This window comes from Candidatus Neomarinimicrobiota bacterium, from assembly GCA_021734025.1.
In the GTDB taxonomy this organism is placed as follows: Bacteria; Fidelibacterota; JAANXI01; order JAANXI01; family JAANXI01; genus JAANXI01.
Genome location: JAIPJS010000001.1, coordinates 486,119 through 504,070, shown reverse-complemented (window position 1 = coordinate 504,070; position 17,952 = coordinate 486,119). Strand labels below are relative to the sequence as shown.

Genomic DNA, 17,952 nt, shown 5'->3' with positions numbered 1-17,952 from the left:
CTCTTTCCTTTTATGGTTTAGTTATTTTAAGAGAACCAGTTTCTTGGTAAACGATACGTCATCACTCTGCAGACGGTAGAAATAGACCCCGCTGGGCAAATCGGTTCCATCAAAAGTTGCCGTATATGTACCCGCTGCTTTCCGGCCTTCATACAGCGTTACAACTTCTTGACCAAGACTGTTGTAGACAGCCAATACCACATGATCCGTCTTAGGAACGCTGTATTTTATACTGGTGGTCGGATTAAATGGATTGGGGTAGTTCTGTTCCAGAGTAAACGCCGTAATGGTTCCATCAGATTGTGGAGAAAGTCCAGTTGTCGGATCTTTACCGGTTTCCATCCAGGTATGTATGCGATCGACTTCGTCAGATCTCTGTGCTTTCCACTCTTCATATTTATCCGGGAACCAGTGATACAGGTCACCAAGCGGAAATTCTCCCATACCGGCTGTCAGCAGGGTATCATTTTCGTATGCCATATTTTCCGGGAGTGGCCAGGTTTGATTATATCCTGCTTCCGGCTTATAAGCCCAATTCGTATCTTCGTTCGTATCCCATTTTTTCAGGAGCCAGGCCTTCAGGCTATCATGGTTGGTTGCCGGTTCAATGAACCGTGGATTCACATCTTCATAGAGAAAAGCTCTGTTCATCAGGGGGTGCACCCTGTTCCCATCTGCATCGGTGGAATCCATAAAATCCATCGTCGCCTGGTTTAACATTGGCTGGGGCATTGGAATTAAATCTTCTTCCCTGTTTTGGTATTTTTCTTTGCTATACGGATTATTTTCCATCCAGTCTAACAGCCAATCTTCATAGATATAGCTGGAATGGGTATATAATATCTGCCGTTCAGGATCGGTAAAATCCACCTCAAAACCGAAGGAATCGACCTCTGCAATTGAAAAAACGCCGCCGTTCGGTTCTGCGCCCTCCGGTACCTGTGCCGGGATATATCCATACATAAACGGATTCACAAAGATAGAATTCGTCACATGCATGTTATGCCACCAGCCGGATTCCAAAGAAAACATGGCAATATTCAGGAAGGTACAGTGGTTAAAATGGACATTATCGCTCCATTCGGCGCCTTCCTGCATGAGTACATAACCCATATTTGCGAAGGTGGTGTTTTCAAACAGGACACTATCAATATGCCAGCCGCTGGATTGATACGGAAACGAAACCGCGCGGCCGTAATACCTGAAATGCGGATCGACGTTATTCCTGAAATAGCTATTTTTGAAAATCCCCACAAAGTGATCGGCTGTTATACTGACCGAACCGCTGCCATTTGTTGTGCTAGGGGCATAATCAAAAATGACTCCCTCAAAAACACCGCGTTCCTGTTCGTCCGGATCAGGATCATCGGCAAAACGTAATGCCGAACCGATCTGGTTTCCCTGCACGTCGGCATATCGCAGCCAGACGTTCTTCAGGGTAATATCTCCATAGGTAAGAATATTGTATTCCGTATCGATACCACCGCTGGAGGTCCACATAATCTGCGGAGGAGCACTCGCCTGGGTGGTTCCGGGTGTCGGCCCGACGATTTCCAGCGTTTCTCCGACGTCAATCTCTATGGTGGATGTTAATACGTAATAATCATACGAGGTCAATTTAAATACCGTGTTATTAATTGACCCATCAGCTTGGGCGGCTTCAATTGCATCATTCAGGGTACCCTCCTGACCGGATTCAATTGCCCCTTGTACATACACTGTATCCTTCTGTGCATGCAAGGGCACCGCTCCTATCACTGTAATACACAGCAATATTAGCAATTTCCTCATAGTTCTCTCCTCCTTTACTGAGTTCTCATTATCCCCGCAACACCGACATTTTTTTCACACGTTCGACAGCCGTATTAATACCTGAGGCGAATGCCTAAATTTGCTGTCATACCATAATTTTGGACATTAGTAAATCCGTCAATCGACCGTTGTGCTGAAATATTTCTCTCATCGTTCAGGTTGGTAATATCCAGGAAAATTTCTGTTCCCTGCCACGGCAGCTGCTGCCGCGCCGACAAATCAACACGAAAATAATCTTTTGTATAACCGTCCTGTTGTGGATACCGGCCGACATAGCTCACGGAATTCCCCTGATAGATAATCGACAACCGGGTGGAAAACCCTTTGTAGTCGTATCCGATATATGAGTTAACAACATTCTCCGGCTGATCGACGAGACGACCGGTTCTGGAACTGTCGATAAAGGTAAATGTTGGTGGCCGGGTAGTATAATCGGCAATCAGGTCATATAATGGATAGCGGGTTTCCGATTCGATATAGCTGTAGTTTACACCGAAAACCATGCCATCGAACGGAAAAGGGAGATACCATAAACTTGTCTGGAGATCCAACTCCAGCCCCTGTACCGTCGCTTTATATGGGCTATTGATATATTTATGGAGGGTAATTCTGGCGTCTGGATTCGGTCCCGGATTTTGAAATCGCTCAATAGAATCGAGCCCGGCTTCTTTTGTATATTCATTCAGTTCAAAAGAGGAACTATAGGTAAAATCTTCGATAGTTTTATGAAACGCACCAATGGAAAGTAAGCCCAACTTACTTCCATGAAACGAAACATTCACATCATGATTAAAAGCCTCAGCAGGTTTCAGATTGGGATTACCTGCATATACCTGGTTGCTTTGGGTAATAGTATATTTTGGGGATAACTGATGGTAGTCAGGTCTGGCAAGGGTTTGAGTATAGGCATATCGGATATCCATCCAACCGAATGGAGAATATCGAACCTGCCCCATCGGAAGCCAGAATTCGTTTTCAGGCTTAGCGGTAACAGGGTACATGACCTGAGTCTGGGGATTTCTTCTGTCCCGGGCATTGTATGCAAAATATTCCGACGTGACCTTCTCATAGCGCGCGCCGCCGATTATCATGAATTTCAGGATGTTAATCCGCGACATCAGGTACCCGGCATAGTAGTTCTCCGTATATTCGTAATCATTAGCCAGCCGCTGATAGGGACCATCAAACCATCCACCGGGATCTGTGGCGGAGCCAGCCGACTCGAACTCTGGGTTGCCGTGGAGATAATCTATCATATTGTTCAGCATGCCAGCGCGTGGCGCATAATAGAATTGGCCAAACCTGTCATTCAGGAATGGAGAATAGAGATCATCGTCTCTCGCAGTGAATTCAGCCGCGGGAAAGAGGCCGTTTGAATTCGACTCTAAATCAAAATTGGAGGCCAGGGAGTCCATCATCCTGTATTGAATAGAACCGGGATTGTTCGCTCCACTTAAGCCGGCGTACGGCGTCGACTGATCATTTGTGTTTACCTGGTAATCATACTGTCCGCCGAATTTGATATATCCATTAATGCGAGAAAACAGATTAAACGGAACGATAAAATCACCCTTAAATGTAGATTTTTGTTCTTGATACGTACTGTTAAACAGGCTAACTGAGCGGACAACAGCCGTTGAATCACCGAAATAATTCACCAGGTGCGGCAGACTGTCCGGTACCACGTTATCTTCGACATTATTTGATTGTATTCCACCGGTCTGGTTAAAAGAATAATACGGCGAATCATTTAGTTTATTGGTGGATGATGTATAGGCGACAGCTATATCGGTCGACATAAACCCTAAATCGTAATCGAGCTTCAGGGAATTTACCTGCTGGTCGATGGTATTTTTCCCATGGCGGAATGACCAATTAATATCACCGCCCGAATAATCCAGTCCCTGGTTATAATCGTTATAATCCGAATTCAACCGGGCAAACATATTTACGGCTTTGAGATTTCCGGAAGGCAACATATAGTCCAATATCAGATTTGCCCCATATCGGTTCCTTCTTTCAATATGCCGGTTCATGGTAACACTTGACACCCGGACCGGGGGAAAACCATTCGGTGAAATCTCTGTAGAACGTGTACTATACGAGGCAGTCATGTTATCTGCATCCCGGTCGTATGATTCGGCATTGACCAGCGCATAAACGCCGAGTAATTCGTTATAGAACCGATCGCTTCCAGACAGGACCGCACGATAATTTCCGTATGTATTACTTTTTGCGGTGTACCCAGATTGCCAAAGCATGTTGAAATGTCGCTCAGAGGGTGCTTCCCGCAGCTCCATATTTACTGTACCACCTATGGAGTTTGCATTCATATCGGGCGTCAGGGATTTAAAAAGTGAAATTGTTCTTATCATATAAGGAGTTACCATTGTGAGATCGACACTTCGGTCATTATTCAGGTTGCCTGAAGTGTTTTCGAGTGAAGATACTCCAATCTGTGAACTTCCCGTGGCGGAGAGCTTAATCCCTTCGATTTCAATGGAATTATACTTCGGCGAGAGCCCCCTGATGACAACCTTATTTGCTTCGCCTGAACTTTTCTGCGTTGAAACCCCCGGCAACCGTCCGATGGCTTGTGCAGCGTTAAAATCCGGCAGTTCCCTGATTTTTGCCTCTGACACGACATTGGATATTTTATCGGATGAGAGTTGCTGGTTAATCGCCTGTAACTGTCCTTTCGACTGCGCAGTCACCACAACCTCTTCTCCGCGCACGGTCTCATGTACCATCTCAAAATTCACTATCGTCCGTTCGCCCGCCTCAACAGTTATCTCTCTCTCTATTCGCTTGTACCCGATATAGGCGACAGTTAAAGTGTGTGTACCGGCGGGAACCCCATTAATCTGATATTGACCATGGAGATCGGTCGCCGCCCCCATAGGATTATTACCAAGAATTACGACATTGGCACCGGCCAGCGGTTCTCCGGATTCTGAATCCTGGACGAGACCTCGTACTGTTCCTGACTGGGCTTGCAGGGAGTAAGCTGTAATGAAGATTGTTAATACACTTATGCCAAATACCTGCGTAATTTTCTTAAATCTTTTCATCGGAAATTTCCCCTACCTGTTGGATAAAAGAGGTAATCAGAACGAAATGGATTCTCTCAAACAAATATGAAAAACCTAAAACGGTTGTCGTCATATTGTTCCCAATTTTTCAGAATGTTATATCAGGGTCTGGTATACGCAGATTGTCAGCACCAGATTTATATACCGAGCGCCTATGCTCTCAATCTTAAATTGTTTAGAAACGCGGAATCAGACATGGAAGAGCTCCCATGCTTTTTGTCACGTTAGTACGGACATTGCAATGAATAACTCTGATTATTCACCCATAAAACCCGTACTAACAAATTGATAAATAATAGGATAGCCACCTATTATATCAAAAAAGTAGTCTCATTTATGGTGCAGGGAGATTAAATAGGTTCGATCCTTATTGAACCGTTTCAATAATGAGGAATTTTAACGAAAAAGGCAAGTAAAAAATGTCAAAGGTGAATCAAATATGGTGCCCGGTAAAGCAATTGGGATACACTTTTAATCCCTGCCTCATAGAATGTTTAGTATATTGCCTCGTCTGATTAGCCTGCACACAGAAATTATTTCCTCATCAAGTGAAACCACATAAGTGAATTTGTAGGTGCAGGACTTTCATGGCGGAATCCGCCCAGATGCTGTCCCTGAAGGGTGACGGACAAGGAACTCAGGCTGTGAAGCTTTGAAACTGCAATTTATCTGTTTCAGTTACAAATGTTTACCGAATTAACGTAGAATTATAGAACACAGCAAATAATATTGGATAATTATTGGTTAGATGATTACAGGATTGTTTGTTACAAATTATTAGTAAACCGCACCTCACGGAAAAGTCAGGACTCGATACTCCGTGTCGAATCCCGAACTACAAATTCAGTTTCCAGTACAGTGCGCTCAACCGGGAGTATTTTTGGCGACTCGATATTCTTTATTAGAAGCTCGGCCGCCTTCTGCCCTATCTCGTATTGAGGAGCCCTGATGGTGGTGAGCGGCACGGGATAATTCCTGGCGTAGTAGATATCATCGTTGCCGATAATTGAGACCTCATCAGGCACCTTGATATCTAATTCTTTCAGCGCCATAATGACCGCAAGTGCCTGCTGATCATTGAAACAGACAATCCCAGTTGGATATTCGGATCTTTCCCTCTTTTGAAAATATTCTTTTGTCTTTACAAAACTTTCGTCATAACTGGAGCCAACCGATACAATCATATCATTGGAAAACACCAACGAACTTTCGCTGAACGCGTGACGAAAGCCCTCTATGCGTTCTTGCGTGTGTGATGACTGTGGCGGTCCGGCAAAATGGACAATATCTCTGTGGCCATTATCAATCAGATATTTGACGGCTTTCTTTATCGCAGCAATATTATCAATCGCAACCACATTTGCATGAATACCCTTAACATCTTCCAGCAGGACAAACGGAAAATTAATGCGTTTCAGTTTAAACAGGTGCTCAATCTCTACGGTGCCCTCTACAATAGGGGCAATAATTGCCCCGCGAATATCTTTGGCTGAAAATAGATGAGAGAACTGCTGCTCGCTTTCATGATCATTTTCGGAACTGGTCACAACAAGTGAGTATCCCTTACTTTTCGCATAATCACGGACACCGGTGGCAATTGAGGTATAAAACGGATAATTCAAATCTTTAATTATGATACCGATACTTTTAAGGAGTTTCCCGTTTTTTAAATTTCGCGCAACGCCTTTGGGACGGAAATTTAATTCCTTCATTATTGCCAGAATCCGATCCCGGGTGGCGGGTTTTACAATATTTTTTCCATTAATAACGGCGGACACTGTCCCTTTGGAAACACCCGCCTTATTGGCTACATCTTCGATAGTGACCTTGTTCATTTTAAAACCTGCTAGTGTAATTATTGAACTGCATCAAAACGTTTCAAATTTTCCAAATTTTATATTAATCGGATGAGCGCAGATTATCAACATATTTCTAAAATAATGATTCCAGCGATGGTTCAGATATTTATGCGTAATCCGAATAATGTGAAAAAATATTTTGCTCATTGTACCCATAGCAGGATTCGAACCTGCGACACCCGGCTTAGGAAGCCGGTGCTCTATCCAACTGAGCTATATGGGCGTGTTTTAGAACTTCAGTGTTATCGTGTTCAGGTATTCACGTGTTAAAGTGCTTCATCCCGAACGGCAAAAATATACACTCAATACTGGTCGATTTGAAGCGAAAACTAAATCTCCAGGTCTTCACGCACACTCTGCAGCGCTTCGATGACATGCCGGATATGGTCATTCAGATTAATCCCAAGATCATCGGCTCCTGCGCGGATGGCGTCCCTGTCCACGGAGGCGGCAAAGCTGGATTGCTTCAGCTTTTTTGTTACCGATTTGACCTTCATATCACCAATACCGTTGGGGCGAACCAGCGCGACTGCAACGATAAATCCCGAGAGCTCATCGACGGCGTAAAGCGTTTTCTCCATCAGCGTCTCCCGGCTAACGCCTGTGTAATCCGCGTGGCTCAGGATTGCACGGGTAATCTCTTCGGGATAGCCATGATCCCTGAGTATCTCCACACCGACGAACGGATGTTCATCCTTGGTCGGGTGTTTCTCATAATCCATGTCATGCAGCAGACCGACGATGCGCCATTTCTCCACATCTTCATCGAAATACTCAGCATACCATTGCATCCCAGCCTCGACCGCCAAAGCATGTTTACGCAGGTTTGTCGATTTAGTCTGTTCATGCAGTAATGTCAATGCATCTTCTCGTGAAAATTCCATATCATCTCCCTTCCCTGTGCATGAATTTGTCAATTATTCGAATATCCGGCATACTCAATTCCTCCGGAACATAATGATTGGCGCCAAAGATACGGTGCACCTCCGCATCCGGATATATTGTCCGCCAAATCGCTAATTGGTATCTGTCAAATATAAGATCCTGCATTCCCCAGAGAAATAGTTTCGGGATATTATCCAGCCGGGTCCGGGATTCCCAGAGATGGCGGAGCCAATTTTCAGATGAATGCAGTGAGCGGAGCATTTGCCAGGTGGCGTATCTTGACTCCCTGGAATGTAGTGGGCGTGTGTATTGTGAACGGGTTTTCCGGATAAAGTGCAACGGATTTGAAAATCCGAACGGCATGATAAATTTGGCAAAAACGTTTTGTTGAATATGCAATTGAAGCGTCCATCCAGAACCGAGAAGCGAGCTAAACAGATTAAACTTAGCGAACTGTCTGACAGGCCACATGAAACTATTAAAAACCAGTATATTACGGATTTCTTCGGGGTGACTTAAAGCATAGGATAGCCCAATTGGTCCACCCCAATCATGTACTACAAGAGTAACCTGCGGAAAACTAAAGTGTTGAATGAACTCGGCAATAACTTTCGCCTGATTTTCCGGAGCATAAGAAAAAGTTTTTGGGGCTTCTGACAAGCCAAACCCCAACAAGTCCGGTGCGATGCATCGGAAGTTCTTCGAGAGCTTCCGGATTAATATACGGTACAAAAAAGACCAGGTAGGATTGCCGTGGATAAAAACAATGACGGGGCCGCTGCCTTCGTCAACGTAATTTATTTCACCGAATGAACCGTTGAAACGACGTGGATTGAACGGATATTGGTTTCTATCGAGCCATTCGGGGAGTGGACTCATTTTTTAAAATCCAAGTTATTGCATGGAGGGAAGGGATTGTGTCTATTCAACAAAGAGCATTTTCGTACAGGTCACTGTCGTTGCACTTAAATCGCTTTACGCAGGGATACGCCATGGCGTGTCCCTGCAGATGGTGCTTCCAATGCCCTCGAGTTGAAGCTGTTATCCAAGTAAATGAGTTCTTATGAAGTTCCTAGTTGATATCATTTTTCTTGTAGCACAGGTTTATGATACGGCTCTACACAATATTTTATGCTCACCCCACCGTATCCGCCGCCGGAAACCATTGCAGGCTTTCGATATACGGTAAATAGCGGAGCGCCGACTTCTTGCGGCGTTTCATAAACAGATACCAGGTATCGCCTGTTCGTTCGACGTGATAACAGTCCCAGCGATTACGACCTGCCTCCGCAAGCGTCGAATCGATGACCGCCACATCAGACGTGCTGATTTTCAGGGTCTTGTATTCGATGGCAAACAGGTTTTCCACCTGCTCTTCGGTGAGGTTCTTCAACCGATCTGGCAAGGGTTCGGCCTTTTTTGACAATTTATCTATGGATTTTTTCGCTTGCTCCCGGACGGTGTCCACCGCTTCTTCGGTGGTCGTGTCACATCCGGCAACTATCATAATAAGTAAAGTAATACTTAAGGTAACAAGGCGGATTCTACTCTTTTTACGCAAAGTTTTCGTCATATTCGTTCGCTTTAATTTCCGGCAAGCAGTACCCCGATTTTATTTTCGTACTCTGGAAAGTACCGGGCAATCACCGGCAGTTCGAATTGACTCAGAATCGCCTCCTTCGGCTCACGCGCCAGCAGAAACTCGAAGGAGGTCTCCACCAGCTGCTCCGGAGTATAGTCCCCACTGGTCAACTTCCGGCAGTATGATTTATCTACTTTTACTGTGTGGCTGCTTGACGAATCGGATTCGGAAACGGTCACGTTTGCAGTCCAGCCGGTGTCGGATTCGGAAATATCTACGGAGATATGTGCCATGGTTTATCTCAGTGTTACGGTTTAAGGTGTTACAGTGTTCATGTGTTCAAGTTAAAAGCGTGTTAAAGTGTTTTCAGCAGGCTTTGTTCGTAGTTCGTAGTTGGTAGTTAGTTTGTTTGTTGTTGGAGTATTTAATTCGCGTATTATTCGTGTCTCTTCGCTGCTAAATGCTGTTGTTTCCAAATTTCGAGTTTCCTGTGTCCATTCTCCCTTTTCCTATCTCCGTCCAAACAACATCGATTAAGAGTACGATTAAGAGTAAGATTAAGAAACAGCACCACCCTTATACCCTTATATACCCTTATACCCGTTTTACGAGTATTCCTCCCACTCCCGCAGTTCCGTTGTTGCCTTGTTGATATAGTGACATCGCGCCGTGTGCTCGGGATCTCCGCCATTGCTCTGCAGTTCCGGCTCACGATTCTCACAATCTGCGCCATCATTCAGTGGACAACGCGTATGGAATTTACATCCGCTGGGGAAATCCGTGGGATTCGGGACCACGCCTTCGATGACAGCCAGACGATCCTTTTTCTGGTTCAGCACAGGCATGGATTTTAGCAACCCGATGGTATACGGATGCTTGGGCTCTTTAAAAATCTGTTCCGTGGTTCCCTGCTCCACGACTTTTCCGGCATACATGACCATCACCCGGTCCGCCACCTCGGCAATCACGCCGAGATCATGCGTAATCATAATGACGGCCATTTCGAGGCGCTCCTGAAGTTCCTCGATTAAATCGAGGATTTGGGCCTGTACCGTAACATCCAGCGCGGTAGTCGGCTCGTCGGCAATCAGGAGATTCGGATTACACGACAATGCCATGGCAATCATCACCCGCTGGCGCATGCCGCCGGAAAGTTGGTGCGGATACTCGTCTATACGCTGTTCCGGTGCCGGAATTCCCACCATGTTGAGCATTTCAATGGCGCGTTTCCTGGCTTCCTTCTTTCCCACCTTCTGATGCAACCTGACGGCCTCCATAATCTGGCTGCCACAGGTGAAGACCGGATTCAGCGACGTCATTGGTTCCTGAAATATCATCGAAATCTCGTTGCCACGGATCTGCCGGAGGTGTGAATCCTTCAGCGCAAGAACATCTCTGCCATTAAAGGTAATCTGCCCTTCGACAATCTTCCCGGGAGGCTCAGGAATCAAGCGCATTACCGAAAGATTCGTAACACTCTTACCGCAGCCGGATTCGCCAACGATACCCAGCGTCTCGCCCTTATCGACATAAAACGAGACGCCGTCAACCGCTTTGGACGTCCCCTCATCCGTGTAGAAATATGTTTTTAAATCAGTAACTTCGAGTAAGTGAGTCATTTAACACCAGTGTTTTAGTGTTTTTTTAAAAAAGTGTGTTTCAGTGTTAAAGTGTTACTGTGCTATCGTTTAAAACTGCCACGTGTCCGATGTCCATAGTCTCGCGCTTAATGGGTTTTGTTAATTGTTAGTAGTAATTCTTCATTTATATTGCATTTTTTTAACCTGTATTATTCATAAATGTGGTTTTGGAACATACAAGCCAAATGCCGGCAACGCTTTCGATACGAATTTCCGTATATCGGTGACCAAGGTACTCTCAGTAGAGACACGCCATGGCGTGTCTCTACAACAGCTTGTTTTTCCATCAGGTCCCGTAATTAGTTCTATGCGATAATTCCAATTTCATGAATTATTCAGGTTAATTAAAAAGTTTTCCCTCAACAAGCAACAACTATCCTCGAACAGATTTTTCCTTTCTTCCTTTATCCCTATCCCCCTTATACCCTTATACCCTATTCCCATTATTACCCTTATTCCCCTATACCTTTTCTATCAAAATTGCTCCTTTGGATCGACCTTGCCCGTAATCGCCAATACAATAAACGCAATAATCATCAAGACGCCGATAATTACCGTCGGGATCCAGTTGACGATGCCGAACTGCGCCCGGTCAATGAACAGCGAAATTCGCGCCATCACCGTGTTACCATAGGATGCGCCGAAGGAAATCATCAACAGGTAAATCCCGATTTTTGAGACGATCCCCAGTGCGCCGGTGTGCTCTTTCGAGAAGAAAAAGTAGAACAATACGCAAATGACTCCAAGGATAAAGATCGGGTTGGAGAGAATTTCCAGAAACGTAATGAGCCCGGCATTCTCCGTAAATGCGGCAATCGCTTCCCGATCGATAAACGGCAGGATATTGCTCCGTATCTGAATAATCAGATCCCCACCGCCGAAGCCGAAAATGGCGAGTCCCGCAAAGATTCCGACCACCGCTGCCATGCCCCAGCGACTCAGGTAACTGTATCTGTCCGAGAGACGCATAAAGAGCACCAATCCCAGGAACAAGGGGAGTAATAACCACGGATCGGAAAACCGCAGCAGCGGCTCGAACAGGTTCGGCAACAGCACGTTCCGCACCTGCAGCACTACCCAGTATCCGGTGGCCACGCCGACGAACAGGTGCTCGGCGAATTTATAAAAGGGATTATCCCGGTAGAGAAAGCTGAAAATCGCCAGCGTCAGGAAGACCTGAATCCATATGCCCAGTGTTTCCCACATCAGAAGCGCCCTCCCCGGTTTCGGTTTTTGTTACGTCTATTCAGGATGTACAGGATATTCCCGAGCAGAATAAACAGTATGATCACAAGATGTCCCAGCGATTGGGCATCCATACCACTGGTGGCAATACCCTGTTTTCCGATAAGCTCCTCATATTCAGCCGCACCCTTGAGCCCCTCTAGCATTCCGGCCAGCTGTCCGGAGTTATAATAGGGATAGTACTCCGGAGCACTCACGCCGGTGGTGCCGCTTACCATCAATACGTCAAATACGGAGACCACCTGCTGCACCCATTCCTTGGTGCCGGGATAGCCGGCGGAGACGTTCACCAGGATGGCGATGTCTCTGTAATTCTTAATGCCTTCCATGATCGGAAGCGAATCAATCGGCGTCCCAAAGAAGTCTGTCGGGAACGTCTTCGGGATACTCTCCCCCATACTTGCCATAACAATCTCACGACCTTCCTTGTAACCAAGGTTGACGTAATCCACACCGTATTCCGCACCATACTGCTCTTCAGCAACTTCCTCAAAAGCACGCTGCAGCAATGGCGGGCCGGCTGGAAATAGGCCGAGGCCAATAATTTTCAATCCACGATCTTCCGAGAAGAAATGATGCAGAATCGCTTCAGTCATCGGATACAATTCAGCTTTCGATGCCGGGTCATAATCGTTCGGAAAAAGCACCACCGAGCTGTCCGGAATACTTTCGATAGCATCGTGAAAGTCCTCCACCTGCGGACTCACCTGAATCGGAAGACCCAGTGGCCATATCAGCGGGAGAATGATCGTGATGGCGATCGCCAAAAACACGATCCGGCGATCCATGCGTTCAATCTTTTCCAGCATAGTCGGTTCGGTATTCCTGTTTCGGTTGGCCATGACTTAATCCCTCCCGTAGGGACGTTCAATCCCCAGTATAATCTTCAAGCTGGTCGAGATTGCCCCGAGCGCTACGCCGATCATGATGCCCCGCTTTCCTACATTCTGCAAGGTTTCCATAATCCAGGTCCGCAGTTCCATGGAACCCGGCAGGAGAATTCCACCTAACGGCACGGCGCCAATCATTACAATCACAGCGGTAACCGCCAATAGCGTGGCCTCCAGCGATCGCACTTTAAACGCCCTGAACGCCGCGGAGGCGATAAAAAATGCCAGCAGACTGTACATGGTTGCCATCATTGGAACGTACATATTGTCGAACATCCAGAGGAACGGACTCCCCTTTTCCATGCCACCGATTCCCCAGGCCTCCGGGAGCAGACCAAAGGTCAGCATTACAATCATTGTTATGATCGTAACGATGCTAAACCGCCAGTCCTCGTCTTTGCGCTGAACTTTGTGCCCATGCACGCGCATCACATTGAGCGCACCAAGAATGTATGCGAACGCCACGACGATAAGTCCCCACTCCTGCACCTGGTTGGCGCGGTCGGAGAACCATCCCCACGGCACGAAATAGTTAATGACCATCATCGCCCCAAAAAAGAAAGCGATCATCGTCGGTATGGATCGTCTGGCCATAATTTATCCTATATCTGCAGTAGTTGACTGAACAAGTGAATGCCAAATGTTTCGAGAATGGCGCCGATTCCAATGAAGCCGATAGCCAGGATTTTCATCCAGTCTGCGGCTTTGAGCGGACCAAGCAGTTTGGGATCATCGCTGAGATAGGCCGATGCTGCGTAGAACTCCTCACCAATGAGAGTGTAATCGCACGCCACCACGAAGAACGGCAACTGGTGGATGTTCCCGGTTCCGGCAATCTGGATTGAACCGGTCAAAAAGCCGGTTTCCGCCAAAATCAGGGACTCGGCATAAAATGACCCCAGGTAGATGTTGGTAGCCGGCTTCTCCCGGAGAATGACCCCTGAGACACCAGCTGCCGCCGCAAACTGTTCATCGGAATAATACCGTACGATGTCCTGGTTATACAGATCCGGACGACCGGCATCCATGTAGCCCTGGCGGACGGTCTCCTCGGCCAGCGGGACGACAAACGCCTTCCCCACCGTCACGATGAGCGGCGTCTCGTATTCTGCCACGAGCTGAGTGACATAGCGTAAAATTACCATACTGTAGAGCGTCTGGATATTGTTCGCCTCATCGATGCCCGGCATGTATAGTACCGGTTTTCCCATCTCCGTGGCGCGTCCCACCGACTCTTCCAGCGCCTCAAGTCCCGGCAATGTCCGGATATAAATTTCCCGGCCCTTCCGGGATGCGCGGATAAAATACAGGGTTAGTACAAAATATATCCCAAGGATGATGAAGACGTTCAGGCGCCCCCAGTTGAAAAACGATATTTGCGGAGAGATCCCTTCACTTGCAGCGGACATGGCCTGATATGAACCGTCATATAATCCGACTTTATAAAAATACGTCTCCTTTGGGCTGACGAGATAGTCATTTTCCTCATCAGCTTCATCCGTGTATGAGTTGGTCAACGGGGGGACGGTTCCGACCTGCTCAAACGGGCCGGACTGATTTGTTGACCGGTAGATACGCACCCGTATCAGGTCGTCTGCCGAAACGCCTTCAGGCAGTTCCCATGATATTTCCACCGCATCCCCGGCATCGTTGGGAACATCGCTGACCTCCACATTTTGTGCCGGTTTCAGGGTGGACTGTCCTTGCCCGCCGATCTGTATCTGTGCCAGGCCCATCGCCGGGATAAGCAACAAAATTAACCAGATATATGTGAATCTCGCCCGCAGCATAGGCGATCCTTTCGGTTAGTCTTTCTCGATGATTTCCACGTTGGCGCGGGGGATGGTAACTTCTTCTCCGTTTTCGAATTTTGCTTTAAGCGTCCGGACTTTGGCTTCCGTTGGCAGTGCCACCAGCTCAGAGGGTAATTCCGTCACCGTACCGATATGTCCAAAATACGGCTCGCGAATGGCCCGGATCTGTGTACCGACTGACATGGAACCGGCCACGATGTCTTCCGTCGCCTCAGACTCGTCTGATATGTCCTGGGTAATAATTACCTCCGGGCGAATGACCCCCGCCCGAATTTGCGTGGCGCCATTAATTGACGCCTTCTTTCCTTCATGCTGCCTGAGCAGCTGAAAAGTCCTGTTCGCCATGGCAATTTTGCCAAATCCCTCGGTAATCACTATCGAAAGCGGAATATCTTCCGAACCGGTAATTGCTACGCCGATATCGTATCCCAGCAATTCTTTTAAATCCGTATCATCGATTCCCCCGGCGACAATGCCCTTGACACCAGCCTTTTTCGCCTTTTGAATGGCCCCAAGGGTCACCATATCTCCGCCGATAATAATCTTCCCGGCATGCGAATCCTTGATCATTGTACCGGTGAGCGTCCGTTCCGGCGCATTTACGACGACAGCGATTTCTCCGTTTGTTTCACCACCGATTCCAAATATCCCCTGAATAAAGGCACAATTCGTTTCGAGTACCACGCCTTCGTTCTCTAAAATATCGACGACTTTGCCATCGACATACGCTTTTAACTCAACGGGTACTGGCGCCTGCCGTATAATCACCTGTCCGGTGACGTCCGAAACACTTTCGATGGTTCCATCCACGGGTGCTTTTGCCGTACTGGTGAACAACCCAAAGAAGGAGGACGATTCAGCGATAACTTCGTTCATCTCGACCTTTTCCCCGATTTCTTTGGTCATGCAGTGGGGTGCATCCTCGGCAACAATCCCGAGCCGGTTTACGATGTTCAGCGGAGTAACCGCACCCGGCAGTTCTGTCCTGGCGACTATGTCATCGGCTTTGACTTGATCGCCTACCTCAACTATTACATCACCTGTTAAGGGTAATCGCCTGGTTTTACGTAATTTTGTGCGTGCCGTAACGCGTAAACCTGGAGTATATGCGTGTGCCATTATTCCTCGTCCGGATAAATATTCATCGATTCATACCAGTGAAGCAATTTGGATAATCGTTCGCTTTCGTCGTCTGGTAAGCCAAATGGACGACGCCCCCTGGCGTCAAAAGTCAATCCGACGATGCCGCCCCGGAGTTCAACCTTGATCGGCGAGTTTTTGCCTTTGCCCAGATCGAGTCCGTTCAGCGGCGTAATTTCTCCGGTGGCTGTACCTTCAAAGGTTAACGGATATGTAATTAAGTCACCATAGGGCAAAGTCTCAGATATCGATTCTCCGGATGAGAGTTCCAGATCTATCTTCAGTGCCTCCTTTGGCTTTCTCATACTGCCAAACGGTGCGATGCAGGTGCCCAGCCGGATCAAGCAGTCTTTTTCAAAAACCTGTGTAGCCGCTTGTCGGTGTAGCGTGGATAAAACGCCGAGTTGGGGCATCATAAATATGGAATCTACGGCGAGTTCGGTGATCCCTTCCGGCAGAAACGCATCGATCATCATAAGCATGGCCTGTTGCCGGCGTGGCGCGTGAGACAACACGCCACCGCTGCCAACGATGAGGTCAAGCGATTCCAAATTCACAAGTGTTTCCCCGGCCATGCTCTGGTCGAATGTATCAGAGATATCTCTGGCGCGTTGTACGCCCTTCAGGCTGGTTGCGAATGATTTATGTTGCTCAAACGCCAGACGGAGTGCTTCGCGGGCTATGGCCTGCTCTATTTTCAACTCTGTGAGTGTCTGAGGAATAGTTGTTGGCCGGATCATTTTGTTGACGATCCGATTCCGGAGATCCGCGTTGTCGATTTCGAACGGCACCCAGCGCAGGATATTTTCCAGGCCGGATTCCGCCAACACATTCGCCACGCTGTAGCTCATGCCGAGATTGGCGCTCACCGTTCGATTAAAGGTCTCTTCAAACACGCTAAAGACATCCGTCGTAGCTCCACCGATGTCTACGCCCACAACATCGATTTCTTCATCTTCCGCGATAGCCTGGATGAGCAGCCCCACCGCGCCTGGAGTCGGCATAATCGGCGCATCTGTCAGATGCATTAGCTTTTTATAGCCCGGCGCCTGCGCCATCACGTGCTCCATAAAGAGATCGTGTATTTTTTCCCTGGCCGGAGCGAGGTTTTCTTCTTCCAGCGTCGGCCGGAGGTTATCCACCACCTGCAGGTCGGTGACGTCTTCCAGTCTCTCGCGAATTTTATCTCTGGCTTCCTTATTACCTGCGTAAATCACCGGAAGCTTGTATCCGGAGCCCAGCCTCGGCTGCGGTTTAGCGGCTTCGATCAGTTCCGCCAGCTCCACCACATGCTTCACTGTGCCGCCGTCGATGCCCCCGGAGAGCAAAATCATATCCGGGCGAAGGTGACGGATGCGTTCGATGCGCTCGTGCGGCAGGCGCCCGTCATTGGAGGCAATCACATCCATCACGATTGATCCGGCGCCAAGGGCTGCCCGTTCGGCGGATTCGGCGGTCATGGTTTTGACGACGCCGGAGACCATCATCTGGAGGCCACCACCGGCAGAGCTGGTGGAAATATAGATGTCCACACCGTTCATGCCATCGCTGGGAGTCTGTATGTCACTGTTTTTGAGGATTTGCCGGCCACTAAGTTCTTCCACTTCCTCAATTGCATTGATGACGCCCCGGGTGACGTCCTCAAACGGCGCCTCTACCGTGGTTGGCGCCTCGCCGCGCACCCGCAAGCGGAATTCATCTCCGACTTTTTCGATCAGGATGGCTTTGGTGGTCGTACTGCCACAATCGGTAGCGAGAATTACATTAATATTTTCTGGTATGCTCATTTATCCTATTCTTTTAGAAGTTATTCTATCTATAGGTTAGGCTATAACCCTTGTAACGAAATTTTAATAACCTCACCCTCAATCCCTCTACTTTATAAAGAGAGGGAAGTAAGTTTTATTTGACATTGAAAAAGTTTTAAAGTCCCTTTCCTCATCATCCAAAATTCGTTTTAATCTCAGAGAATCCTTGGTGGAATCCCCTGGGA

The 17,952-nt window shown here is 47.5% G+C and carries 14 protein-coding genes and 1 tRNA gene; all 15 read right to left on the bottom strand.

The genetic code is table 11. The annotated features are described in order from the left end of the window. Positions 1–21 precede the first annotated feature (21 nt). Positions 22–1,791 (bottom strand): T9SS type A sorting domain-containing protein, encoded by a 1,770-nt coding sequence (locus K9N57_02025; protein MCF7802945.1) that lies wholly within the window; start codon positions 1,789–1,791, stop codon positions 22–24. Between the two features lie 74 nt (positions 1,792–1,865). Beyond that, entirely contained in the window at positions 1,866–4,883 is a 3,018-nt protein-coding gene (locus K9N57_02020) for a TonB-dependent receptor (protein ID MCF7802944.1), read from the bottom strand. Between the two features lie 824 nt (positions 4,884–5,707). Further along, positions 5,708–6,739 carry a LacI family transcriptional regulator gene (locus K9N57_02015; GenBank protein MCF7802943.1) on the bottom strand — a complete coding sequence of 344 codons (1,032 nt, stop codon included), beginning with the start codon at positions 6,737–6,739 and terminating at the stop codon, positions 5,708–5,710. Positions 6,740–6,912: 173 nt separating this feature from the next. Next, positions 6,913–6,986: transfer RNA gene (locus K9N57_02010), tRNA-Arg, on the bottom strand. A 106-nt stretch (positions 6,987–7,092) separates the two neighbouring features. Continuing rightward, positions 7,093–7,647, bottom strand: coding sequence for an HDIG domain-containing protein (locus tag K9N57_02005; protein MCF7802942.1), 555 nt, complete (start codon positions 7,645–7,647; stop codon positions 7,093–7,095). A 1-nt stretch (position 7,648) separates the two neighbouring features. Further along, entirely contained in the window at positions 7,649–8,527 is an 879-nt protein-coding gene (locus tag K9N57_02000) for an alpha/beta fold hydrolase (GenBank protein ID MCF7802941.1), read from the bottom strand. A 256-nt stretch (positions 8,528–8,783) separates the two neighbouring features. Beyond that, positions 8,784–9,221 carry a hypothetical protein gene (locus tag K9N57_01995; protein MCF7802940.1) on the bottom strand — a complete coding sequence of 146 codons (438 nt, stop codon included), beginning with the start codon at positions 9,219–9,221 and terminating at the stop codon, positions 8,784–8,786. Between the two features lie 11 nt (positions 9,222–9,232). Then, entirely contained in the window at positions 9,233–9,523 is a 291-nt protein-coding gene (locus tag K9N57_01990) for a hypothetical protein (GenBank protein MCF7802939.1), read from the bottom strand. A 312-nt stretch (positions 9,524–9,835) separates the two neighbouring features. Further along, positions 9,836–10,849 (bottom strand): ABC transporter ATP-binding protein, encoded by a 1,014-nt coding sequence (locus K9N57_01985; GenBank protein MCF7802938.1) that lies wholly within the window; start codon positions 10,847–10,849, stop codon positions 9,836–9,838. 495 nt (positions 10,850–11,344) lie between these two features. Continuing rightward, the gene (locus tag K9N57_01980) at positions 11,345–12,076 is read right to left on the bottom strand and encodes a hypothetical protein (protein ID MCF7802937.1); all 732 of its coding nucleotides are present in this window, start codon (positions 12,074–12,076) and stop codon (positions 11,345–11,347) included. After that, the gene (locus tag K9N57_01975) at positions 12,076–12,957 is read right to left on the bottom strand and encodes a hypothetical protein (GenBank protein ID MCF7802936.1); all 882 of its coding nucleotides are present in this window, start codon (positions 12,955–12,957) and stop codon (positions 12,076–12,078) included. The genes K9N57_01980 and K9N57_01975 overlap by 1 nt, the downstream gene beginning before the upstream one ends. Positions 12,958–12,960: 3 nt before the next feature. Then, positions 12,961–13,599, bottom strand: a complete 639-nt coding sequence (locus tag K9N57_01970; GenBank protein ID MCF7802935.1) for a hypothetical protein — start codon at positions 13,597–13,599, stop codon at positions 12,961–12,963. An 8-nt stretch (positions 13,600–13,607) separates the two neighbouring features. Then, positions 13,608–14,795, bottom strand: a complete 1,188-nt coding sequence (locus tag K9N57_01965; GenBank protein MCF7802934.1) for a hypothetical protein — start codon at positions 14,793–14,795, stop codon at positions 13,608–13,610. 15 nt (positions 14,796–14,810) lie between these two features. Continuing rightward, a complete protein-coding gene (locus K9N57_01960; GenBank protein MCF7802933.1) occupies positions 14,811–15,938 on the bottom strand; it encodes a hypothetical protein in 1,128 nt (375 codons plus the stop codon). Beyond that, positions 15,938–17,746 (bottom strand): glutamate mutase L, encoded by a 1,809-nt coding sequence (locus tag K9N57_01955; GenBank protein MCF7802932.1) that lies wholly within the window; start codon positions 17,744–17,746, stop codon positions 15,938–15,940. The genes K9N57_01960 and K9N57_01955 overlap by 1 nt, the downstream gene beginning before the upstream one ends. Positions 17,747–17,952 lie beyond the last annotated feature (206 nt).

Coding starts and splice junctions, on each gene's coding strand:
- K9N57_01965 (MCF7802934.1), bottom strand. CDS start 14,795: ATGCTGCGGGCGAGATTCACATATATCTGGTTAATTTTGTTGCTTATC.
- K9N57_01955 (MCF7802932.1), bottom strand. CDS start 17,746: ATGAGCATACCAGAAAATATTAATGTAATTCTCGCTACCGATTGTGGC.
- K9N57_02000 (MCF7802941.1), bottom strand. CDS start 8,527: ATGAGTCCACTCCCCGAATGGCTCGATAGAAACCAATATCCGTTCAAT.
- K9N57_02020 (MCF7802944.1), bottom strand. CDS start 4,883: ATGAAAAGATTTAAGAAAATTACGCAGGTATTTGGCATAAGTGTATTA.
- K9N57_01960 (MCF7802933.1), bottom strand. CDS start 15,938: ATGGCACACGCATATACTCCAGGTTTACGCGTTACGGCACGCACAAAA.
- K9N57_02025 (MCF7802945.1), bottom strand. CDS start 1,791: ATGAGGAAATTGCTAATATTGCTGTGTATTACAGTGATAGGAGCGGTG.
- K9N57_01975 (MCF7802936.1), bottom strand. CDS start 12,957: ATGGCCAACCGAAACAGGAATACCGAACCGACTATGCTGGAAAAGATT.
- K9N57_02015 (MCF7802943.1), bottom strand. CDS start 6,739: ATGAACAAGGTCACTATCGAAGATGTAGCCAATAAGGCGGGTGTTTCC.
- K9N57_01995 (MCF7802940.1), bottom strand. CDS start 9,221: ATGACGAAAACTTTGCGTAAAAAGAGTAGAATCCGCCTTGTTACCTTA.
- K9N57_01985 (MCF7802938.1), bottom strand. CDS start 10,849: ATGACTCACTTACTCGAAGTTACTGATTTAAAAACATATTTCTACACG.
- K9N57_01970 (MCF7802935.1), bottom strand. CDS start 13,599: ATGGCCAGACGATCCATACCGACGATGATCGCTTTCTTTTTTGGGGCG.
- K9N57_02005 (MCF7802942.1), bottom strand. CDS start 7,647: ATGGAATTTTCACGAGAAGATGCATTGACATTACTGCATGAACAGACT.
- K9N57_01980 (MCF7802937.1), bottom strand. CDS start 12,076: ATGTGGGAAACACTGGGCATATGGATTCAGGTCTTCCTGACGCTGGCG.
- K9N57_01990 (MCF7802939.1), bottom strand. CDS start 9,523: ATGGCACATATCTCCGTAGATATTTCCGAATCCGACACCGGCTGGACT.